Genomic DNA, 18,679 nt, shown 5'->3' with positions numbered 1-18,679 from the left:
AACCCGGAAGCTAAGACTCTCAGCGCCGATGGTACTGCAGGGGGGACCCTGTGGGAGAGTAGGACACCGCCGGACTTAACTTAGAAACACCAGAAAAGCCATCCCTCCGGGGATGGCTTTCCTGCGTTAACAGGCCACCCACGGGTGGCCCTGTTTTCGTTAAGCCGCTCTCCGGCGACCGCGTTCAGTAGCGTTCTCAAGACCCCGGCCGTACGCCTGCGGGGTGACGGCGCATCCGCTGCTCAGCTCAAACACTCGAACTCGGCACCCCGCGAACACCCCGCGAATACCCCGACACCCCGCCTACAACGTGGACGCTGTGCGAGCTGCGACGTGCTGCAGCCGCGGTAAGAGCGGGCGTCTGGCGGAATGGCGTTGCATCTTGATAGGTAGGTTCTCAGCGGGGTTTTGCGCTAGGGATTAGGCTTGGTCTGTCTGTCGAAATGCCGGACTAATTACACAGGAGATACAAGTGAGCCCTTCAGGACCCCGCGACGGCGATTCCCGTAACAACGGTCAGGATGACCGTCGTTCGAACCAGAGTGGCCGACCCTCGAACGGGCGACCTTCCGGTGGCCGTGATGGTGCCAAGCCTCCCTACCGTGGCAACTCCGACCGCCCCCAGCAGGGTGGAGAACGGCCGCCGTATCGCGGTAACTCTGATCGGCCCGCCTATGGCGGCAATGACCGGGCTCCGTACCGTGGTAACTCGGATCGTCCGGCCCAGGGCGAGCGTGCTCCATACCGTGGCAACTCTGACCGCCCCTCCGGTGGCAATGACCGGGCTCCGTACCGTGGCAATTCGGATCGTCCGGCCCAGGGCGAGCGTCCTCCGTACCGGGGAAACTCTGATCGTCCTGCCCAGGGTGACCGTGCCCCGTACCGTGGCAACTCTGACCGACCGTCCGGCGGCAACGATCGTGCTCCCTACCGTGGCAACTCTGACCGCCAGGCGCAGGGCGAGCGTCCTCCGTATCGGGGCAACTCTGACCGCCCGGCGCAGGGCGAGCGTCCTCCGTATCGGGGTAGCTCTGACCGCCCGGCGCAGGGCGAGCGTCCTCCGTATCGGGGTAGCTCTGACCGCCCGGCGCAGGGTGAGCGTCCTCCGTATCGGGGTAGCTCTGACCGCCCGGCGCAGGGTGAGCGTCCTTCGTACCGTGGCAACTCTGATCGTCCGTCCGGCTCCAACGATCGCGCTCCATACCGGGGCAACTCTGATCGCCCTGCCCAGGGCGGGGACCGTAAGCCGTGGGCCAAGGATGGCGCACGGCCCGACCGCAGCGATCGGCCGAGCAACGACCGACCGCGCAGCGACAACGACAGCAAGCCGTGGACCCAGCGCGGCGGTTCACCGAACCGTGCCGGTGCCCCGCGCGTCGACGCCGGCAAGAAGCTGTGGACCCGCGACGGCGCTCCGGCCCGTAACGACCGCGATGCCCGCGTCGTCGAAGAGGAGATGACCGAAGAGCAGCGCATGCAGCGTGAGCTGCGTTCGGTGCGTCCCCGTCACGATGACCCCGAGCTTCCCGACGACATCACGGCCAACGACCTCGACCGCATTGCGCGGAACGAGCTGAAGACCCTGACCAAGGAGAACGCCGAGACCGTTGGCCGCCACCTGGCCATGGCGGCACGCGTCATCGAGGAGAACCCGCAGCTCGCCCACCAGCACGTGATGAGCGCCGCCCGCCGGGCCGGCCGAATTGGAGTTGTGCGCGAGAGCCTCGCGATCACCGCTTATGCCACCGGCGACTTCGCTCTGGCCCTGCGCGAACTGCGCACCTACCGTCGCATTTCCGGCTCGAACGACCAGCTGCCCCTCATGGTCGACAGCGAACGTGGCGTGGGCCGTCCCGACCGGGCTCTCGAGCTTGGTCGCTCGGTCGACCGCAGCACGCTGTCCCCGTCCGTACAGGTTGGTCTGGCCATCGCCATGTCGGGGGCACGCCTCGACCTCGGTGAAACGGATGCCGCGCTCGTTGAACTCGAAATTCCCCAGCTCAACCCCAACACGGCCTTCTCCTACAGCCCCGAGCTGTTCGCCGCGTACGCAGAGGTTCTGAGCGAACTCGGCCGCGAGGACGAAGCTGACGAGTGGCTCGAACGGGCCTCTCGCGCTGATGCCGCCCTCGGTGCCTCCGGTGACGATGACGAAACCATCGAAATCGAAGAGATGGAAGAGGACGACGATGACGCCCTCGCCGACTTTGCGGCTGACGCCGGCGATGATGACGACGATGACGAATCGGTCGACGCCGGCGAGGCTGCTCGTGCAGTTGCCGCGGCCGGCCTCGGCGATGCTCCGGCGACGGCCGTTGATCCAGCGTCTGCCGTTGAGGTTGACGACGCCGACGACCAGACGAACGCCGAGGACGACGCTGCGGCATCCGTTTCGCAGGATGACGAAACGGAGCCGGATGCTGCATCGCCGAAAGCCTGAGTCGGCGACGCCACTCGATGGCGTTGACGTGCTGCTGGCCGATCTGGACGGTGTGGTTTATGCGGGTCCGGCGGCGATTCCGTTCGCCGTTGAAAGCCTGAACCGTGCCGCTGACACGATGCGCGTGGGCTACATCACCAACAATGCCTCGCGTACCGACCAGTCGGTTGCCGACCACCTCACCCAACTCGGGCTGAGCGTGGCCGCAGCGGATGTCGTCACCTCTCCCCAGGCAGCCGTGCGGCTGCTCGCTGAGCAGGTGGCACCCGGCTCGAGCATCCTCGTGGTGGGTGGCGACGGTCTGGTCGATGAGGTGGTCAAGGGCGGTTTCGTCGTGACGCGCTCGGCCGACGACAAGCCGGCCGCCGTCATCCAGGGTTTCTCACCCGACGTCGGCTGGGTGCACCTGGCCGAAGCGGCGTTCGCATTGAATGCCGACGGCGTGGGCACCGGAATTCCGTGGATCGCGACCAACACCGACTGGACCATTCCGGTGGCCCGCGGCATCGCTCCCGGCAACGGAACGCTTGTTTCCGCCGTGCACACGGCTGTGGGCCGGCTGCCGCTCGTGGCAGGCAAACCCGAAGCGGCCATCTTTCTGGAGGCGACTCGGCGGTTCAACGCGAAGAACGCGCTCTTCATCGGCGACCGGCTCGACACCGACATTCTCGGTGCCAACCGGGCCGGCATCCCCGCCGTACTCGTGCTCACCGGCATCGACCGGGCCAAACAAGCCCTCGCCGCCGACAAGGAGTCGCGGCCGGCGTTCATCATCGAAAACCTGCAGCAACTGCACGAGCCGTACCCGGAAACGGTGTTCTCCAAGGACGGTTCGACCGCGACGGTGAACGGGGCCAGCGTGCGGGTGCATGGCAACGACGTGCAAATTCTCAAGGCAGGCGACGGCGGGGTCAACCTGCTGCGCGCGGCCTGCGCCGCGATTTACCGATCCGGGCGGGCGATTTACGGCCTCAACGTTCCGGAGCGACTGTATCTCGAGCAGTAGCCTAGAGCTGTGAACCCCGAACCAGAATCGGTCGATCTCGCGGCGCAACTCGTCGACATCGAGACCCAGCCGCTCGAAGCGCGCGCTGAGGCCTTTGGGCAGCTGCACGAGCAGCTGCGCGAACAACTCGAGAACGCCGACACCGACCAGGCGGGCCAGGCGTGACCGACGCCTCCGTGCCGAATTTTCGCCGAGACCATGAAACAGACCCATTTATGCCCGAGCACGTGAACGACGCTGACCCGACCGATACCGCCCCGCTTGACGGCCCGCCAGAACGGATGCCCGCCTCCCGCCTCGACGCTGCCCTCGCCGATCGTGGCCTGGTTCGGTCCCGAACGGTCGCTGCCAAACTCATCGCCGACGGCCTCGTCACGGTCAACGGAGTGCCGGTCGTGAAGGCCAGCACCAAAGTAGACGCGGACGCCGTTCTCGAGGTGGCCGCGACCGACCACTACGTCAGCCGGGGCGCCCACAAACTCAATGCAGCGCTCGACGCCTTCAACCTCGACGTCAGCGGCCGCACGGCTCTCGACGCCGGAGCGAGCACCGGCGGGTTCAGCCAGGTGCTGCTCGAACGCGGCGCCGCTCAGGTGATCGCCGCCGATGTCGGCCACGGCCAGCTGGCAGCGCAACTGAAGACCGAGCCGCAGCTGTTGCTGGTCGAGGGGTACAACATCCGCTATGCGACCCCGGAAACGCTCGCCGTGGCATCCGGAATCGCGACCCGTCCCGACCTCGTCGTGGCCGACCTGTCGTTCATCTCACTGACCACCGTGTTGCCGGCCCTCGTGGCCACGGCCGCACCCGGCGCCGACTTCGTGCTGCTGATCAAGCCGCAGTTCGAGGTGGGTCGCGGCGGCATTCGCGAGGGCATCGTGCACGATAGGGGCCTGCGCAGCGACTCGGTGGCCGGCGTGCTCTGGGCCGGCTGGGACCTGGGCCTGAAGACCTGCGGCGTCATCGCCTCACCCATCATTGGGGCGGCCGGAAATCACGAGTATCTGTGCTGGATGAGCGCCACGGCCGGCACAAATCCGACAGAATGGATGGACCGGGTCGATTCCGTGGTGGGAGCGTGACGAGATGAGTGACACCCCGCGGTATTTTCTGATTGTGGCGCACACCGGCCGGGCCGACTCGCTCGAGGCCGCCGCGACGGTCTGCGAGCAGCTCATCGCTGCCGGCGCCGTGCCCGTGCTCGCGCTCGATGAGCGGGCCGACCTGCTCGCTTCATCGCCCGAACTGAACGGCCACATTGCCATTCTCGGGGAAACCGTAAAAACCGCCGAACTCGAGCTGGTCATCGTGCTCGGCGGCGACGGCACCATCCTGCGATCGGCCGAACTCGTGCGCGGCTGCTCGGCACCGCTGCTCGGTATCAACCTTGGCCACGTGGGTTTTCTCGCCGAGAGCGAGCGTGACGACCTCGGCGAGGCCGTGCGTCGAGCACTCAAGGGCGACTACGAGGTCGAAGAACGCCTCGCCCTCTCGGTGCGGGTCAAGGTCGCCGACGAGGTCGTCTACGAAACCTGGGCGCTCAACGAGGTCACCGTCGAAAAAGCCAGCCGCGAACGCATGATCGAGGTCGTCGTCGAGGTTGACGGTCGTCCGCTGTCGTCGTTCGGCTGCGACGGCGTCGTGCTCTCGACCCCGACCGGCTCGACCGCCTACTCGTTCTCGGCCGGCGGCCCGATCGTCTGGCCCGGCGTCGAAGCGCTGCTGCTGGTGCCGCTCAGCGCCCACGCCCTGTTCGCGCGGCCGCTCGTGGTCGGCCCGGAGTCGTCCCTCGCCGTTGAAGTACTCTCCCGTACCGGCGCCCGCGCCGTGCTCTGCGCCGACGGACGCCGCACGCAGGACCTCCCAACCGGCGCCCGCGTGATCGTGCGCCGCTCCACTGTTCCGGTGCGGCTGGCCCGCCTGCACATCGGGCCATTCACCGACCGCCTGGTCAACAAGTTCGACCTGCCGGTCACCGGCTGGCGCGGCCCGGTCGGCCGCGAGTGATCGACGAGCTGTTCATCCGCGACCTCGGCGTCATCGCTGAGGCCACGCTGCCGCTCGGCCCCGGCTTCACCGCCGTCACCGGCGAAACCGGCGCCGGCAAGACCATGGTGGTCACCGCCCTCGGGCTGCTGCTCGGCGATCGAGCGGATGCCGGCACCGTGCGTCAGGGGCAGCCGCAAAGTTTCGTGCAGGGCCGCTGGGTCATCGACCCGGCCAGCGCCGTGGCCGACCGGGTGCGCGACGCCGGGGGAGACCTCGACGGGCCGGAACTGATCCTCGGGCGATCGGTCTCGAGCGAAGGGCGCAGTCGCGCGATGGTCGGCGGCCGTGGCGCTCCGGCGAGCGTACTCGGTGACCTGCGCAACGACCTCGTCGTGGTGCACGGCCAGAGTGATCAGGTGCGCCTGCGCTCCGCCGCCGCCCAGCGCGACGCCCTCGACCGCTTCGCCGGGCTCGATCTCGCCGCCGTTCTCGGCGACTACCAGCACGCCTTCCACCGCTGGCAGGCCAATCAACAGGATCTCGATCGGCTGGTCACGGAGCGCGACCTGCGTGCTCGCGAGGCCGACGACCTGCGCGCTGCACTGGCCGAGATCGAAACGGTCGCCCCGCAGCGCGGAGAGGACGCCGAGCTGGCCGAGCGTGCTGAACGCCTCGGCAACCTCGAAGAGCTGCGCCTGGCCGGCGAGCAGGCCCGTCAGCTCATCTCCGCCGAAGACAACCCCGACGACCTGCCCGACGTCGTTGCCCTGCTCGAAACCGCCAGGCGCGCCCTCGACCGGGTCGCGCCGCACGACGTCGCCCTGCCGTCGTTGGTCGCGGCGATCGCCAACGTCGGTTTCGTCGTCGCCGACATCGCCGCCGAACTGGCCAGCTATCTCGACGGCCTCGACGCCGACGGTGCCCGCGAACTCGAAATCGTGCAGGAACGCCGCGGCGAACTGGGAATCCTCGCCCGCAAGTACCAAGGCGGTCTCGAGGAAGCCATCGAATTTCTGGACACCGGAAGCACGCGGCTGCTCGAGCTCGACTCCGACTCCGAGAGAATCGATGAGCTCAGCGCCGAAGCGGATGCCGACCACACGCTGGTCACCGATCTCGCCGCCGCCCTCACCGCGTTGCGCCTGGCGGCAGCCGTGCAGCTCGGCGCCCGGGTGAGCGCAGAACTCGGCGCGCTGGCGATGCCGGACGCCGTGCTACTCGTGGAGGTGGAACCCGGCCCCGAGTTCACGATCACCGGCAGCGACCTCGTACGCCTGCTGCTGCAGCCGCACGCGGGCGCCGAACCCCGGGCGTTGGCGCGCGGGGCATCCGGTGGCGAATTGTCGCGGGTCATGCTCGCCATCGAGGTTGTCATCAACGCGACCGACCCGGTACCCACCTTCGTCTTCGACGAGATCGATGCCGGCGTGGGCGGGGCCGCCGCCATTGAAATCGGACGCCGGCTGGCCCGACTGGCCGAAACCGCCCAGGTGATCGTGGTCACCCACCTCGCCCAGGTCGCAGCGTTCGCCGGTAATCACCTCAGTGTGGTCAAGGACAGTGACGGATCCGTCACCGCCTCGAGCGTGCGCCAGCTGCGCGGCGACGACCGGGCCGCCGAAATGGCGCGCCTGCTCTCGGGGCTGCCCGACTCGAAGAGCGGCCTCGAACATGCCCGCGAACTTCTCGACCTCGCGAAGCCAAAGTGATCGGCGAAATTCAGGTGATAGCATTGAAGCCCGTGGTGGAAAATATACTTACGGATAGATCAGACGGCACGACCAAGCACATCTTCGTGACCGGGGGTGTGGTCTCCTCGCTCGGTAAGGGCTTGACGGCGGCCAGCCTCGGAAACCTTCTCACTGCACGCGGCCTGCGGGTCGTCATGCAGAAGCTTGACCCCTATCTCAACGTCGACCCGGGAACGATGAACCCGTTCCAGCACGGCGAGGTCTTCGTGACCGACGACGGGGCGGAGACCGACCTCGACATCGGCCACTACGAACGTTTTCTCGACATCAACCTCGGCCAGTCGGCCAACGTGACGACCGGGCAGATCTACTCGCAGGTCATCGCCAAGGAACGCCGCGGCGAATATCTCGGCGACACCGTGCAGGTCATCCCGCACATCACCGACGAGATCAAGCGTCGCATGCGCCTGCAGGCCAGTGACGATGTGCGCCCCGACGTGATCATCACCGAGGTCGGCGGCACCGTCGGTGACATCGAAAGCCAGCCGTTCCTCGAGGCCGCCCGCCAGGTGCGCCACGAACTCGGCCGCGGCAACGTTTTCTTCGTGCACGTTTCGCTCGTGCCGTTCCTCGGCGCGGCCGGCGAGCAGAAGACCAAGCCCACTCAGCACTCCGTCGCGACGCTCCGCTCGATCGGTATTCAGCCCGACGCCCTCGTACTGCGCAGCGACCGGCCGGTCTCTGAGTCAAACAAGCGCAAGATCGCTCTCATGTGCGACGTCGACGAAGACGCCGTCGTCAACGCCGTCGACGTTGCGTCGATTTACGAGATCCCGACCATGCTGCACGACCAGGGTCTCGACAAGTACATCGTCAACGCCCTCGGCCTCGTGGCCGACGTCGTCGACTGGTCCGGCTGGGAGAACCTGCTCGAAGCCGTACGCCACCCCAAGCACGAGGTCACGATCGGTCTGGTCGGCAAGTACATCGACCTCCCGGATGCCTACCTCTCGGTTACCGAGGCGCTGCGAGCCGGCGGATTCGCCAACCAGAGCAAGGTCAAGATCGTCTGGATCGGCTCCGACGATTGCGAAACCGACGAGGGAGCGGCCCGCCTGCTCGGCGAACTCGACGGCATCTGCGTGCCGGGCGGCTTCGGCATCCGCGGCATCGAGGGCAAGCTCGGCGCCCTCAAGTTCGCCCGCGAAAACGGCATCCCGGTGCTCGGCCTGTGCCTCGGCCTGCAGTGCATGGTCATCGAATACGCCCGCAACAAGGCCAACCTGCCTGGAGCATCCTCGAGCGAGTTCGACCCGGAAACCGAGTTTCCGGTCATCGCGACCATGGAAGAGCAGGTCGAGATCATCGCCGGAGGCGACCTCGGCGGCACCATGCGCCTCGGCCTCTACCCGGCCACCCTCGCCGAGGGGTCCCTCGTCGCCGAACTGTACGGCGAAAACTCGGCGTCCGAACGTCACCGTCACCGCTACGAGGTCAACAACGCCTTCCGCGACCAGATCGCCCTGGCCGGCCTGTGGTTCTCCGGAACCAGCCCCGACCGCCACCTGGTCGAATACGTCGAGCTCAAGCGCGAGGAACACCCGTTCTACGTGGGCACGCAGGCCCACCCCGAGCTGCGGTCACGACCGAACCACGCGCATCCGCTGTTTCGCGGCCTGATCAAGGCCGCGCTCGACCGCCAGCAGGCCAGCCGCCTGTTCGAGGTGAAAGAAGAACTCAGTGCCTGAACTAGAGGATGACGTCGCGCCGGTCGACGTGACCGCGAGCGACATCGTCTATGACGGCGCCATCTGGAACGTGCGTCGCGATAGCTTCGACTACAACGGCGCGAGCATCACCCGCGAGTACCTCGACCACCCCGGCGCGGTCGCCGTACTCGCCCTCGACCAGCAGGACCGGGTGCTGCTGATCAAGCAGTACCGGCACCCGACCGGCCTGCGCGGTTGGGAACTGCCGGCCGGACTGCTCGACGTGAGCGGCGAGAACGCCGTCGTCGGCGCGAAGCGCGAGCTGGCCGAAGAAGCGGATGTCGTCGCTTCCGAGTGGGCGCTGCTCACCGAGTTCTATACCTCGCCCGGCGGCAGCAACGAAGCGATTCGGGTCTACCTCGCCCGGGGCATCTCGGCGGTTGCCGCGTTCGCCCGTACCCACGAAGAAGCCGATATCGAACTGCGCTGGGTTCCGCTGGACGAGTGCGTCGACGCCGTGCTGGCCCGTCGCATCTCCAACCCGATCCTGATCGTGGCTGTTCTGGCCGCGCAGGTGGCGCGTTCACGCGGGTGGAGCACGCTGGCGGCGGCCGACCTGCCGTGGCCGCGGCATCCGCTCAGCATTCATTCGCGCAGCAGTCACACCGCCGCCTGAACATGTCGATCGCCACGGCGGTGGATGGGTATCTGCGGCACGTGTCGGTCGAGCGCGGTCTCGCGGCGAACACCGTCGCCGCCTACCGCCGTGATCTCGGGCTGTACACGGCCTGGCTTGGGGCAGATTCGGCTGAGGGTGCGCCGCGGCCGATCACCGACCTGCGCGACGTCACCCGTGCGCACATCTCGGCCTTCGTGCAGTACCTCGGACTGCGCCCGGAATCGCCGCTGACGGCGGCTTCCATCGCCCGCGTTCTCTCGACCGTGCGCGGGTTTCACCGGTTTCTGCAGGGTGAGGGCCTCGTCGAAACGGATGTTGCGCACGACACCAAACCGCCCAAACTGGCCCTGCGCCTGCCCAAGGCGATCTCGATCGACCAGGTCAGCGCGCTGCTCGCGGCCACCGACGGCGACGATCTGCAGCGCCTGCGCGACAAAGCCCTGCTCGAACTGCTCTACGCTACCGGCGCCCGGGTGAGCGAGGTAGTCAACCTCAACGTCGACGACGTGCTCGTGGAGGAGTTCGACTCGGTGCGCCTGACCGGCAAGGGCGACAAACAGCGCATCGTGCCGGTCGGCAGTTTCGCGCGCGCCGCCGTCTCCGATTACCTGGTGCGAGCTCGGCCGATGCTGTCGGCTCGCGGACGCTCGACGCCGGCCCTGTTTCTCGGGCTGCGCGGGCAGCGGGTGAGCCGGCAAAACGCCTGGCTGATCATTCGCGCTGCCGCCGAACGCGCCGGGCTCACCGTGCCCGTCTCGCCGCACACCCTGCGACATTCCTTTGCGACACACCTGCTCGCCGGAGGGGCCGACGTGCGCGTGGTGCAGGAACTCCTCGGCCATTCCTCGGTCGCGACCACCCAGATCTACACGCTGGTCACGGTGGACACCCTCCGCGACATGTACACCCTCGCCCACCCCCGAGCGCGTTGATCAGGGGGCACAGCGGCGATCCTTGCGGCGACGGGCCGAACACTCGCTACAATCGACCAAGTGATGGGTGCAGGACAAATCAAGGACGGGCCAGTGACGCGTAAGTTGAGCGAGCGAATTTCGCTACCCGGTTTCGACGATATGCCGGTCGGTCCGACCGGACGAGAAAAACACGAATTCGCCGAACCGGAGCCGCTGAAAAGCCACGGTCCGGCCCGCATCATCTCCCTCTGCAACCAGAAGGGTGGCGTCGGCAAGACCACGACGACCATCAACCTCGGTGCCGCCCTGGCCAGTTACGGCCGCCGCGTGCTGGCCGTCGACTTCGACCCGCAAGGCGCCCTCTCGGCCGGCCTCGGCGTACCCACCCACGATGTCACCACCATCTACGACCTGCTGCTGAACGGCAAGGTCGACCCGAAAGACGCGATCCAGCAGACCTCGGTCGAGGGACTCGACGTTATCCCGGCCAACATCGACCTCTCCGCCGCCGAGGTGCACCTGGTCAATGAGGTCGCTCGCGAGCAGATCCTGGCCCGCGTGCTGCGCAAGGTGTCGGCCGACTACGACGTCATCCTGATCGACTGCCAGCCCTCGCTCGGCATCCTCACCGTGAACGCCCTCACCGCGAGCCACGGCGTGCTGATCCCGCTCGAGTGCGAATTCTTCGCCCTGCGCGGCGTCGCCCTGCTCATCGAAACCATCGACAAGGTGCGCGACCGACTCAACCCGGCCATCGAACTCGACGGAATCCTCGCCACCATGTACGACTCCCGCACCCTGCACTCCCGCGAGGTACTCGAGCGCGTCGTCGACGCCTTCGGCCACAGCGTGCTCGAAACCGTCATCGGCCGCACCGTGAAATTTCCCGACGCGAGCGTCGCCGGGGTTCCCATCACCGACTTCGCGCCCGAGCACGCGGCCGCTAAGGCCTACCTACAGGTGGCCCGCGAACTGATCCACCGTGGCGCAGTCGCCTAGCGCGGCCGAGAAGCCCGCGTTTTCGGTCGCCCTCGGCAACTTCGAAGGCCCGTTCGACCTGCTGTTGAAACTGATCACGCGGCACGAACTCGACATCACCGAGATCTCGCTCAGCCAGGTCACCGACGAGTTCATCTCCTACCTGCGCGGCCTAGATGCCAACGAAGAACTCGACCAGGCCACCGAGTTTCTCGTCGTCGCCGCCACACTGCTCGACCTCAAGGTGGCCGGACTGTTGCCGCAGGGTGAACTTGTCGACGCCGAAGACGTGGCGCTGCTCGAAGCCCGCGACCTGCTGTTCGCCCGCTTGCTGCAATACCGCGCCTTCAAGGAAGCCGCGGGCTGGTTCACCGGTCAGCTCGACGTGGAGACCCGCCGGCACGTGCGGTCGGTGCGGCTGGAGGAGAAGTACCGTCAGAAGACTCCCGAGCTGGTCTGGACACTCTCCCTCGCCGATTTCGCCGCCCTGGCCGCCGTGGCCCTCGCACCGCGCGAGCTGCCCGTTGTGGGCCTCGACCACCTGCACGCGCCGCTGGTCAGCATCCGCGAACAGGCCGCCTACATCGTCGCCATGCTGCAGCCGGGGGAGCCGGTCTCGTTTCGGCAGCTCATCGCCGGGGCCGACCTGAAGGGCGTCATCATCGCTCGCTTTCTCGCGGTGCTCGAGCTGTACCGTCATGGCGCCCTCTCCTTCGATCAGATCGAGCCCCTCGGCGAGCTCACCCTGCGCTGGAGCAGCGACTCTTGGTCCGATGAAAACCTGGCATCCCTCGGAGCCGACTATGACAATTAGAAACCCGACCACCGACACGCGATCGCGCGCCCCGCAAACGGATGCCGCAGCATCCGTTTCGCCAGCGGCCAGCGACCTCGACCGCCAGCTCGAAGCCGTGTTCATGGTCGCCGACGAACCGCAGGGCCTCGTGCACCTCGCGACCGCCGTGGGGCGGCCGGTCGCTGAGGTAGCGGCATCCGTTGCGCGGCTGGTGGCCGATTTCGACGGCATCAGCAGCCCCGACGGTAGGAAAGCGGTGCGCCGCGGTTTTGAGCTGCGCGAGGTCGCCGGTGGCTGGCGCATCTACGTGCGTGCAACGCACGATGAGCTCGTGACCGACTTCGTGCTGACCCAGAATCCCAGCCGGCTCAGCCAGGCGGCGCTCGAAACCCTCGCTGTGATCGCCTACAAGCAGCCGATCAGTCGCGGCCAGGTCGCCAGCATTCGCGCCGTCAACGTCGACTCCGTCGTGCGCACCCTGCTCGGTCGCGGCCTCGTCACCGAGGCCTTCACCGACAGTGAAACCGGCGCGATCAACTACGCCACCACAGACTTGCTGCTCACCCAGCTCGGAATCAACTCGCTCGACGAGTTACCCCACCTTTCGCCGTTGCTCGACGGCGGCACCGACGGATTCGAGGATCTACTTTGACCGACAACACCCCCCAGGACCAAGCCCCGCGCGACCCCAACTTCAACCCGGAGGCCGCAGCCGACGGCGTGCGCCTGCAGAAGGTGCTCGCCTCAGCCGGCGTCGCCAGCCGCCGCGTCTCCGAAGACCTCATCACCTCCGGCCGTGTGCGGGTGAACGGCAAGGTCGTCACCGAGCTTGGCCGCCGGGTACACCCCGAAACCGACCAGGTCGCCGTCGACAACGTGGCCGTGCAGCTCGACACCACCCGCCGCTACCTCATGCTCAACAAGCCGGTCGGCGTTGTTTCCTCGATGCAGGACGAGAGCGGACGTCCCGACCTGCGCGAATTCACCGACCAGTTCGACGAACGACTGTTCAACGTTGGGCGCCTCGACGCCCAGACCAGCGGCCTGCTGATTCTCACCAACGACGGTGACCTCGCCCACGTGCTCGCCCACCCCTCCTTCGGCGTCTCCAAGACCTACATCGCCAAGGTCGAGGGCCGCGTCTCACCGCAGACCATCGGGCAGCTGCAGAGCGGCATCGAACTCGACGACGGCCCCATCCACGCCGACAAGGCGCGCATTCTCACGAGCCCTCCCGGCGGCGGCTACAGCATGGTCGAACTCACCCTGCACTCCGGTCGAAACCGCATCGTACGACGGATGCTCGACGCCGTCGGTCACCCCGTGGTCGACCTGGTACGTCGCCAATTCGGACCGTTGAACCTCGGAACCCTGCAGCAGGGTGCCGTACGCGAACTCACCCGCGAAGAACTCGGCCAGCTGCTCACCGTCTCCCGGCAGGCGCCGAGCGCGCGGCCCGAAGCTAACTAAGGACTGACGCATATGGGGGAAAGCCGCCTCGTCGGCCCGGTGCGCATCGTCGGCGTCGGTCTGCTCGGAACCAGCATCGGCCTCGGACTGCGGGGCCGCAAGATCGAGACGATCCTCGCCGACGCGTCACCGACGAACCTCGCCATCGCGATCGACTACGGTGCCGGCCGCGCCGCGAAGGACGGCGACCTGCCGCAGCTGATCGTGGTCTGCGTGCCGCCCGACGTGACCGCCGAGATCGTCGCCCGCGAACTCGAGGCGTACCCGGGAGCGATCGTGACGGATGTCGCGAGCGTCAAGCTGGCCCCTCTCGCCGAGCTGCGCGAGCGCGGCGCGGACATCAGCCGGTACATCGGGTCGCATCCGCTCGCCGGTCGGGAGAAGGGCGGCCCGCTGTCCGGCCGCGCCGACCTGTTCATCGGCCGACCCTGGGTGGTCGCCGCGCACGACGCGATCAGCTACCAGCAGGCCGGCGCGATCGACGACCTCATCCTCGACCTCGGCGCTATCCTGGTCGAAATGACGCCCGAGGAACACGACCTCGGCGTCGCCCTGGTCTCGCACGTACCGCAGGTCATCTCCACCCTGATGGCCCGCCGCCTCACCGGGGCCGCACACTCCTCGCTCAACCTGGCCGGCCAGGGCCTGCGCGACGTGACCCGCGTCGCGGCGAGCGACCCCGACCTGTGGGTACAGATCCTCGGAGCCAACGCCGGCCCGGTGCGGGACGTCTTGCTGGCTTACCGCGACGACCTCGACCGGTTCATCGATGCCCTCGAAGACCCTGCCGCACCAGGTTCGCAGCGCAAGGTCGCCGAGGAACTCGCCGGCGGCAATGCCGGGGTGGCCCGCCTGCCCGGTAAACACGGCCAGGACCGCCGGTTCTCATCGATGGTCGTCATGGTCAACGACCGGCCCGGCCAGATTGCCCGGCTGCTCAACGACATCGGTGAGCTCGGCGTCAACCTTGAAGACTTACGCTTGGAACACTCGCCGGGCGCCCAGATCGGTCTCGCCGAAATCTCCGTCCTGCCCGAGGCCGTCATTTGCCTCACCGAAGAGCTGGCCGCCCGCGGCTGGCGGATTGCTGGTTGACTTTCATGGCCCGTCACACCCTCCCCACCCTCGTCGCCATCGATGGGCCGGCCGGAAGCGGCAAGTCGAGCGTGAGCCGAGCGGTCGCACGTCGCCTCGGTTTCGCCTACCTCGACACCGGCGCCGCCTACCGCGCGCTGGCCTGGCTGGCGCTCGACCGCAAGACCGATCAGACCCAAGCGGATGCCGTCACCGCGCTGCTCAAAGACTTCGACTATTCGATCGGTACCGACCCGGACGAATACTTCGTCACGGTAGGGCAGACCGACGTGACCGACGCCATCCGCTCGCCCGAAGTCAGCGCCGCCGTCAGCGCTGTAGCCCGGGTTCCCGCGGTGCGTGAGGCCCTCACCGAACTGTTTCGGAGCCTCGCCGCGAACGTCGATCGGCCCGGCGTGGTGGTCGAAGGGCGCGACATCACGACCATCGTCGCCCCCAAGGCCGAGGTACGCATTCTACTCACGGCATCCGAGGAGGCTAGAATGGCTAGACGCTCTGCGGAAATAACGACCCAATCGGCCCAAACCGTGGCAGAACAGCTGCGATCACGTGATCGCGCTGACTCACAGGTTGTCGATTTCATGAGCGCTGCAGACGGTGTGATAACCGTCGACTCCACCCATCTCGACTTCGAGCAGACCATTGACGCGGTCATCGACGTCTACCACACACGCACGAAGCGGGCTTTGAATGAGTAACGAATACGACGACACGAGCACTGCGCTCGACACCGAGCTGGCCGAACGACTCGCCAACCTCGATGAGGAACTCGCCACGCGGCGTTCCGCCGCGCTGCGCACGGACCTCGACAACTACGACCTCGACGAGGAAGACCTCGACGTACTGCAGGCCGTCACCGACGACCCCGACGCGATCCAGTACCTGCCGGCCGTGCCGGTGATCGCCATCGTCGGCCGCCCGAACGTGGGCAAGTCGGCGCTGGTCAACCGCATCCTCGGCCGCCGTGAGGCCGTCGTCGAGGACACCCCCGGCGTCACGCGGGACCGCGTGGCCTACAAGGGCGAATGGCACGAGCGCAAGTTCAGCCTCGTCGACACCGGCGGGTGGGAGCCCGACGCCAAGGGAATCGACGCCTCCGTCGCAGCCCAGGCCGAGATCGCCATCGACCTCTCCGACCTGGTCATGTTCGTCGTCGACTCCAACGTGGGCCCAACCTCGACCGACGAGGCCGTCGTGCGCATGCTGCGGAAGTCCGGCAAGCCGGTCTTCCTGATCGCCAACAAGGTCGACGACGTGCGCCAGGAGCCCGAAGCGGCCAGCCTGTGGTCGCTCGGCCTCGGCCAGCCATGGCCGGTCTCCGCCCTGCACGGTCGTGGTGTAGCCGACCTGCTCGACGCGATTCTGCTCGTGCTGCCCGAAATCTCCAACGTCGCCAAGCAAGAGGTCGGCGGCCCGCGCCGCGTCGCCATTCTCGGCCGCCCGAACGTCGGCAAGTCCAGCCTGCTCAACAAGGTCGTGGGCGAGGAGCGCGTTGTTGTCAACGAACTCGCCGGCACGACCCGCGACCCGGTCGACGAGCAGGTCGAACTCGGCGGCAAGGTCTGGCGTTTCGTCGATACCGCCGGCATCCGCCGTCGTGTGCACCTCTCGCAGGGTGCTGACTTCTACGCCTCGCTGCGCACCAGCGCTGCCCTTGAAAAGGCCGAGGTCGCCGTTGTGCTGCTCGACGTGACCGAGGTCATCAGCGAGCAGGACATTCGCGTCATCGACCTCGTGATCGAGTCGGGCCGCGCACTCGTGCTCGCGTTCAACAAGTGGGACCAGATCGACGACGACCGTCGCCGCTACCTCGAGCGTGAGATCGAGCAGGACCTGGCCCACGTGGCCTGGGCCCCGCGCGTGAACATCTCGGCCAAGACCGGTCGCCACATGGAGAAGCTGGTTCCGGCCCTCGAGCTCGCGCTCGAGTCGTGGGACACCCGCATCGCCACCGGCAAGTTCAACGCCTTCCTGGCCGAGCTCGCCGCAGCCCACCCGCACCCCGTGCGCAGTGGCAAACAGCCGCGCATCCTATTCGGCACCCAGGCTTCGAGCCGCCCGCCGACATTCGTGGTGTTCACCACTGGGTTCCTCGACCCGGGCTACCGTCGCTACATCCAGCGTCGCCTGCGCGAGATCTACGGCTTCGAGGGAAGCCCGATCAACCTCAGCATGCGGGTGCGCGAGAAGCGTAAACGCTAAATTCGCGGAATCCAAGCGGCCGGTCCTGTTAGCGCAGGTCCGGCCGCTTTTTTGGGCGCCGAATGCCCGTCGCGCCAGCGAAGATGAGGTCACTCGATTTGCATGCGAACCCTAAGTGGGCAAAGCTCATTGAGTACATTGTGGCCCTCTACGGCTGATCACCCGCACGTTCCCGGACTTGTGCGCGACAAAGAATATACGTAACCAACTAATGACATTGAGAAATATCCGCACGTCCATCCTTAAACACAACTCAAGCACAACCACTCGGCCTGTCACCGACGTCCGCCCACGCCGGGAACCACGATTGGTCATTCTGGCCGCCGTCGCGGTGTCGGCGTTCGCCCTTTCCGGCCTCACCGCTGTTCCGGCCTTTGCCGGGAACGGAAGCGGAAGCGCCGACTCGACAAGCACCTCGATCGATATCCCGGCTGGCCGGAGCATCACCGCTCAGCTGGGCACAGTGCCCTCCGGCGTGAAATCCGTCGATGTGAAGTTCTTCACGTCCGAGGTCACGGCCAGAAGTCAGGTGAAAATTGCTGTCGGCGCAGAGGACACGCAAACGTATTCGTTCACGGCACCCGTGGGTACCAGTGCAACCAAGACGGTCACGGTTCCCGTGACGACGCAGACAAACGGCGCCGTAACCCTGTCCAGTAGCGTCGCCGACGTCAGGTTGAACCTCGAACTGGCCGGTTTTGAACGCGGCGCAACGGAGCCCACGCCCGCACCGACTCCGGAGCCCGCGCCGACTCCGGCTCCCACACCGTCAACCGAGCCGACTCCGGCTCCCACACCGTCACCCGAGCCGACTCCGACACCGGGTGGCATACCTGGTGCCTCCAACACGGGTGTTCCGTCCGGAACCACACTGACCGTGCACCATGGCGACATCAATGTCACGACGGCCGGCACAGTTCTCGACGGCCTCGACATTCGTGGTCTGGTCAAGATCAGCGCGGCCAACGTCACCATCAAAAATTCCATCATTCGTGGTCGCACCATGAACGGCCCGGGCGCCCTCATCAACAACCTCGGCGGCTTCAGAAACCTCGTCGTGACCGACACCGAGCTGTCCCCGAGCACCGCTTCGCCCGATGCCAACGGAATCTACGGCTATAACTTCACGGCAACGCGCGTGAACATCAATAACGTCATCGATGGCATTCACATCACGGGAAGCAATGTGAGCCTGCAGGACTCCTGGATCCACGACCACATGCATTACCGCAATGACCCGAATCAGGGCGGTTCGCCCAGTCACGACGACTCCATCCAGGTTCAGTCTGGCAATAACATCACGGTCGCCGGCAACCGCCTGACCGACTCGCACAGCGCCGCCGTACAAATCACTCAGGACCGCGGAACGGTATCCAACTTCACCTTCGCCGACAACTTCGCCAATGGCGGGGCCTGCACCGTGAACATTGCCGAAAAAGCCTATGGCCCCCTCCAAGGCACCATCATCAAGGACAACACCTTCGGCAAAGACACCAAGGTCGCCAACTGCGCCGTGATCGCCAAAACCACCACCAAGATCGACTTCCAACGCAACTACTACACCGACAACACCACCGTCGTCATCAAAAAAGGCTAACAAGCACCGGTAAACCCACTCGAATTCCCTCACGGGACCAGGCGGGCCCCACGCACACAGCGTGAGGCCCGTCCTTGGTGCATGCTCGGCAGCATGCGCATATTGAGTCTGAT

17 protein-coding genes are annotated in these 18,679 nt (G+C 66.6%); all 17 read left to right on the top strand.

The annotated features are described in order from the left end of the window. The first annotated feature begins 1,456 nt into the window (after positions 1–1,456). The 17 genes from E3T29_RS19470 (at position 1,457) to E3T29_RS19395 (ending at position 18,566) form a co-directional block, all read left to right on the top strand. Complete coding sequence (locus E3T29_RS19470; RefSeq protein WP_241987921.1) at positions 1,457–2,440, top strand: hypothetical protein; 984 nt, start codon at positions 1,457–1,459, stop codon at positions 2,438–2,440. Further along, a complete protein-coding gene (locus tag E3T29_RS19465) occupies positions 2,418–3,446 on the top strand; it encodes an HAD-IIA family hydrolase (RefSeq protein ID WP_134347110.1) in 1,029 nt (342 codons plus the stop codon). The genes E3T29_RS19470 and E3T29_RS19465 overlap by 23 nt, the downstream gene beginning before the upstream one ends. 9 nt (positions 3,447–3,455) lie before the next feature. Then, on the top strand, positions 3,456–3,611 hold the full coding sequence (locus tag E3T29_RS19875) for a hypothetical protein (RefSeq protein WP_166789869.1): 156 nt from the start codon (positions 3,456–3,458) through the stop codon (positions 3,609–3,611). Positions 3,612–3,727: 116 nt separating this feature from the next. Beyond that, the gene (locus tag E3T29_RS19460; RefSeq protein ID WP_134347120.1) at positions 3,728–4,528 is read left to right on the top strand and encodes a TlyA family RNA methyltransferase; all 801 of its coding nucleotides are present in this window, start codon (positions 3,728–3,730) and stop codon (positions 4,526–4,528) included. Between the two features lie 4 nt (positions 4,529–4,532). Then, positions 4,533–5,453: an NAD kinase gene (locus tag E3T29_RS19455; RefSeq protein WP_134347109.1), complete on the top strand. Its 921-nt coding sequence runs from the start codon at positions 4,533–4,535 to the stop codon at positions 5,451–5,453. After that, positions 5,450–7,144: a DNA repair protein RecN gene (gene recN / locus E3T29_RS19450; protein WP_134347108.1), complete on the top strand. Its 1,695-nt coding sequence runs from the start codon at positions 5,450–5,452 to the stop codon at positions 7,142–7,144. The genes E3T29_RS19455 and recN overlap by 4 nt, the downstream gene beginning before the upstream one ends. 35 nt (positions 7,145–7,179) lie before the next feature. Next, positions 7,180–8,874 (top strand): CTP synthase, encoded by a 1,695-nt coding sequence (locus tag E3T29_RS19445; RefSeq protein ID WP_233197486.1) that lies wholly within the window; start codon positions 7,180–7,182, stop codon positions 8,872–8,874. Beyond that, on the top strand, positions 8,867–9,511 hold the full coding sequence (locus E3T29_RS19440; RefSeq protein WP_134347107.1) for an NUDIX hydrolase: 645 nt from the start codon (positions 8,867–8,869) through the stop codon (positions 9,509–9,511). The genes E3T29_RS19445 and E3T29_RS19440 overlap by 8 nt, the downstream gene beginning before the upstream one ends. 2 nt (positions 9,512–9,513) lie before the next feature. Beyond that, entirely contained in the window at positions 9,514–10,446 is a 933-nt protein-coding gene (gene xerD, locus E3T29_RS19435) for a site-specific tyrosine recombinase XerD (protein ID WP_134347106.1), read from the top strand. Positions 10,447–10,587: 141 nt separating this feature from the next. After that, the gene (locus tag E3T29_RS19430) at positions 10,588–11,427 is read left to right on the top strand and encodes a ParA family protein (RefSeq protein WP_241987924.1); all 840 of its coding nucleotides are present in this window, start codon (positions 10,588–10,590) and stop codon (positions 11,425–11,427) included. Next, positions 11,411–12,220, top strand: coding sequence for a ScpA family protein (locus E3T29_RS19425; RefSeq protein WP_134347105.1), 810 nt, complete (start codon positions 11,411–11,413; stop codon positions 12,218–12,220). Before E3T29_RS19430 ends, E3T29_RS19425 begins: the two co-directional genes overlap by 17 nt. Further along, complete coding sequence (locus E3T29_RS19420; RefSeq protein ID WP_134347104.1) at positions 12,210–12,854, top strand: SMC-Scp complex subunit ScpB; 645 nt, start codon at positions 12,210–12,212, stop codon at positions 12,852–12,854. The genes E3T29_RS19425 and E3T29_RS19420 overlap by 11 nt, the downstream gene beginning before the upstream one ends. A 68-nt stretch (positions 12,855–12,922) precedes the next feature. Further along, positions 12,923–13,672 (top strand): pseudouridine synthase, encoded by a 750-nt coding sequence (locus E3T29_RS19415; protein WP_241987923.1) that lies wholly within the window; start codon positions 12,923–12,925, stop codon positions 13,670–13,672. Positions 13,673–13,684: 12 nt separating this feature from the next. Then, entirely contained in the window at positions 13,685–14,767 is a 1,083-nt protein-coding gene (locus E3T29_RS19410; RefSeq protein ID WP_134347102.1) for a prephenate dehydrogenase, read from the top strand. A gap of 5 nt (positions 14,768–14,772) precedes the next feature. Next, a complete protein-coding gene (gene cmk, locus E3T29_RS19405) occupies positions 14,773–15,465 on the top strand; it encodes a (d)CMP kinase (RefSeq protein WP_134347101.1) in 693 nt (230 codons plus the stop codon). Then, on the top strand, positions 15,458–16,969 hold the full coding sequence (gene der, locus E3T29_RS19400; protein WP_092339537.1) for a ribosome biogenesis GTPase Der: 1,512 nt from the start codon (positions 15,458–15,460) through the stop codon (positions 16,967–16,969). Before cmk ends, der begins: the two co-directional genes overlap by 8 nt. Before the next feature lie 307 nt (positions 16,970–17,276). Continuing rightward, entirely contained in the window at positions 17,277–18,566 is a 1,290-nt protein-coding gene (locus E3T29_RS19395; protein ID WP_134347100.1) for a hypothetical protein, read from the top strand. The last annotated feature ends 113 nt before the right edge of the window (positions 18,567–18,679 follow it).

The organism is Cryobacterium sp. TMT1-66-1 (assembly GCF_004403435.1).
Lineage (GTDB): Bacteria > Actinomycetota > Actinomycetes > Actinomycetales > Microbacteriaceae > Cryobacterium > Cryobacterium flavum.
This window is presented reverse-complemented; position numbering and strand designations above follow the sequence as displayed.